Origin of the sequence: Burkholderia sp. Ac-20379, assembly GCF_017104645.1 — a bacterium.
In the GTDB taxonomy this organism is placed as follows: domain Bacteria; phylum Pseudomonadota; class Gammaproteobacteria; order Burkholderiales; family Burkholderiaceae; genus Burkholderia.
The window spans coordinates 1-3758 of record NZ_JAAGPF010000502.1 but is presented as its reverse complement, the minus strand read 5'-3'; the positions used below and the strand labels follow the sequence as shown (position 1 = coordinate 3758).

Annotated in this window: 2 protein-coding genes; both read right to left on the bottom strand. The window is 68.6% G+C overall.

Features of this window, described 5'->3' with window-relative positions:
- On the bottom strand, positions 1-523 hold a 523-nt coding region (locus G3N92_RS31975; RefSeq protein ID WP_241015153.1), incomplete at its 3' end, for a transposase.
- A 694-nt stretch (positions 524-1217) separates the two neighbouring features.
- On the bottom strand, positions 1218-3758 hold a 2541-nt coding region (locus G3N92_RS31970), incomplete at its 5' end, for an autotransporter domain-containing protein (protein WP_206131535.1).

Below are 3758 nucleotides of genomic sequence, written 5' to 3'. Positions count from 1 at the left end.
CGGCCTGGGGCTGCGCGGCCAGCGGCGCGAGCGGCTCGACCGACGCGGCCACGGGCGCTTCGCGCACCGTCTGGCGCATGCCGGCTTCGTCTTCCTCGTCGCGCCAATCGTCGTCGGCTTCGGCCACCGGCAGACGCCACGATTCGGGGTTCTGCCAGAACACGCCGCGCAGCCGGTCGTTATTGACGACCGGCTCGGCGCTCGGCGCGGGCACCGCGAGTTCGGGCAGCGGCGGCACGTAGGCGAACGTGCGGCGGCTCATGTCGGTCAGCATCGCGACCATCTCGCCGAGCGTGCCGCTCGCCAGCCATTCCTCGAAACGGCGGCGGCAGGTGGGGCCGGACGGATAGCGCCCCGGCAGCTTCGACCAGGGTTCGCCGGTGGTGAGGATCCACAGAATCGCGTTCGCCACAACGCGCGTTTCCGCGCGCGGGCGCCCGCGACGATTCAGCCGGATCGGCTCGTCCGCGATCAGCGTCGATACGCGTGTCCATTCTTCATCGTTCAGCTCATCGAAGAACATAGATATCTCCACACGCAGCCGGGCCGGGGCTGCGATCGGGGCGACATGACCGTGTGGCACGCACGATCATGGCCGGGTTGCACATTGGACGATTACCGGGTGTGCCGTACCGATGCATTGCGCACTGAAGCAGTGCTGCAATTCACGGCATCGATGCACGAATCCCCTTTCGCTGTGGGATGCGGAATTTAATGTGCATGAAGCATACCACCATCAGGGTTTGTCTCAATATGACAATCTCGTATTGTTACCCGCTGAAACAAGGAATTGATCCAGCGGCAAAACGGTAATTCCAGGCCACTCTAAACACACCGGCCAACCTCGCTAAAACCCTTTGCCAGCATGGATTTTGAGCGCCGTTATATTTGCTTACGATTTGTTTCACTTCACGTCGACGAATTGAAGGAGGCACGATTTTCCGATCGCAATTTGCAATCGGTAAATTAGCCAGAAATTCATCGACAAATATCGCAATTCAATTGCAAACCGTGCAATCAATTGGCGTGAATCGGCGAAATTCCTGTCGCGGCAGTTCGGTTTTTGTAATCGGCGTGAAGAAACGGCAATCTCCGCCGGCGGCATACGGCAAGCTTGACCGGAACGGCGGGCGGCGCACGGCGGTTGCAACCGCCGGCACGCTTCGGGATGCGAACGGATGCGCCGGCATCCGTTCGCCTATCGGCGCTGCGGCCGATCAGAACTTCCAGAGCAGGTTGCCGAGCACCGCGTTGTCACGCACGCCGCTGCCGTACTGGCCGCTGTACGTCAGGCCGAGCTTCAGGCGTTGCGTCAGGTTGGCGTCGACGCCCAGTTCCACCACCGCCGCATCGCGCGCGATCGGCACGCCGGCCACCTGGAATGCGTTGCCGCCGCTCACGAACGAGAACGTCGAATCGGGCGTGGTCGCGCCGAACGCGTGACGCCAGCCGGCCATCGCGCGCGCCGTGAAACCGCCCTTCGACATCACGTTGAACTGCGTCGCCGCGCGCAGGCCGGCCGTCGAGAAGCCGATGTTGTTCGACTGGCTGCCGCTGCGCAGCGCCGCGGCGCCGCCCGTCTCGCTCATGCCGTCGGTATGCAGGTTCACGTAGGCCAGGTTCAGGAACGGCTCGAGCGCGATCGGCCCGGCCGGCAGCGCGTAGCCCACTTCGCCGAACACCTGCGCCGTCTGCGCGTTGATGCCGCTTTGCGCATGATCCGAGAAGCCCGCGAACGACGGATAGCGATCGCCGTCGATGCGATGCCACGTATAGGCCGCGCCGGCGCGCACGCCGAGCGCGCCGAACTGGCCGCCGCCGTATGCCGACACCGAATAGCTGTCTGCGCTGGCCGACGATTGCGTGTCGTTGTCGAAGCTGCTGTGCGTGACGCTGCCCGCCATACCCGCGCGCCAGTGATCGCCGAGGCCCATGTCCGCGCCCGCGATGAAGCCAGTCATGCTGCGCGAGATCGACGACGCGTTGCCGTCGCCGTCGAGCCGGCTGCGGCCGCCGAACGCCTGCCCCCACACCACCGGCTGATACGGCGCGGCCTGGCAACGCTGCTGCGCGGCCGCCGCCCCGGCCGGGCCGGAGAGCACCGAGTTGGCGTCGCCGCACATCGACGCGCCACCCGAAGCCAACGCCGCGAGCGGCCCGCTCGATGCGCCGAGGCCCTGACGCAGGCGGTCCGTCACCGCATCGCGCACGTAGCGGCTGTCGGTCAGCAGCACGCTCTTGATGCTGGCGTACAGCTCGCCGTTCAGCGCGTTGTACGCGGCGCGCGCGTTGGGCACGTCGCTCGACAGCACCGCGTTGGCGATCGGGTTGTCGGTGCCGAGCGTGCCGATGCTGCCCGCCACGCCGGTTTGGTTGACGGTCTGCGCGACGTCGGTCAGCGAGGTGCCGTTCGGCACCAGGTTCATGACCACGTTGTTGCCGGTGTAGGTGAGCTGCGGCGTCAGGAACGCGAGGTTGCTGTTGCTGCCCGTGAACGTGCCGCTCAGGCCGCCTGCGGAACTGACGATCGTGTACGGCGTCGACGGCGAGTACACGCCCGTGTTCGCCAGCACCTGCACCGTGCCGCCGTTGAGCTGCGTCGTGCCGGTGGCGGACACCGCGCCGCTCTGCGTCGGCGTGGCGGTGACCTGCAGCGTCGAGCCGGGCTGGAACGTCACGTTGCCCGCCACGTTCAGCGCCGAGCCGGGCTGGTTGACGGCAGCGGTCGCGCCGTTGTTGACCACCAGCCCGCCGATCGTGCCGGTGCCGGTGACGGTCGCGCCGCCGTTGACGGTCACGGGTGACTGGGCCAGCGAGCCGGCCACGTTCAGCGTGCCGCCCGCCACCGTGGTGGGGCCGCTCAGCGTGCTCGCGCCGGTCAGCGTGAGCTGGCCGTTGCCGGCCTGCGTCAGCGAACCGGCGCCGCCGAGCGCGCCGCCGTACGTGATGTTGTCGCCGCGGTTGAACACGAGCTGGCCGTTGTCGGTCACGTCGCCGACGATCGAGCCGGTGGTGCCGCCGTTACCGATCTGCAGCGTGCCGCCGCCGATCGTGGTGCCGCCGGAGTAGGTGTTCTCGCCGGTCAGCGTCAGCGTGTCGCCGCCGTTCTTGGTCAGCGAGCCCGCGCCCGTCAGCGTGCCGCCGTAGTTGCCGCCGCCGTCGACGGTCAGCCCGCCGGTGCCGGTGTCGATCGTGCCGCCGGGTGCGCCGTTCAGCCCGCCGAGCGCGATCGACGCGCTGCCGAGCAGCAGGCTGCCGCCGTTGACGGTCAAGCCGCCCACGCCGAGCGCCTGCGAGCCGCCGAGCGCGAGCGTGCCCGCGTTCAGCGTGGTGCCGCCGCTGAACGTGTTCGCGCCGGAGAGCGTCAGGCCGGCGTCGCCGTTCTTGACGAGGCCGCCCGTGCCGGACACGGTGCCGGCCAGCGTCAGATCCTGGCTGCCGCCGATGCTGGCCGTGCTGCCGAGGTTGACGGCGTTGCCGAGCGTGACGGGTGCGGTGCTGTCGAGCGTGGCCGGGCCGGTCACGTCGAGCGCGCCGGTGCCGAGCGCGCCGTTCGAACCGACCAGCAACGTGCCGCCGGCCAGCGTGGTGCCGCCGGTGTAGGTGTTGTCGCCGGTCAGCGCCTGCGCGCCTGCCCCCGCCTTGACGATACCGCCCGTGCCGCCGAGCGTGCCGCCGAACGTGGCGTTGCCCGCACCGCCGAGCGCCAGCGTGTTGCCGCCGAGCGCCACCGACGAGCCGGCCGCGCCGTTCAGGCC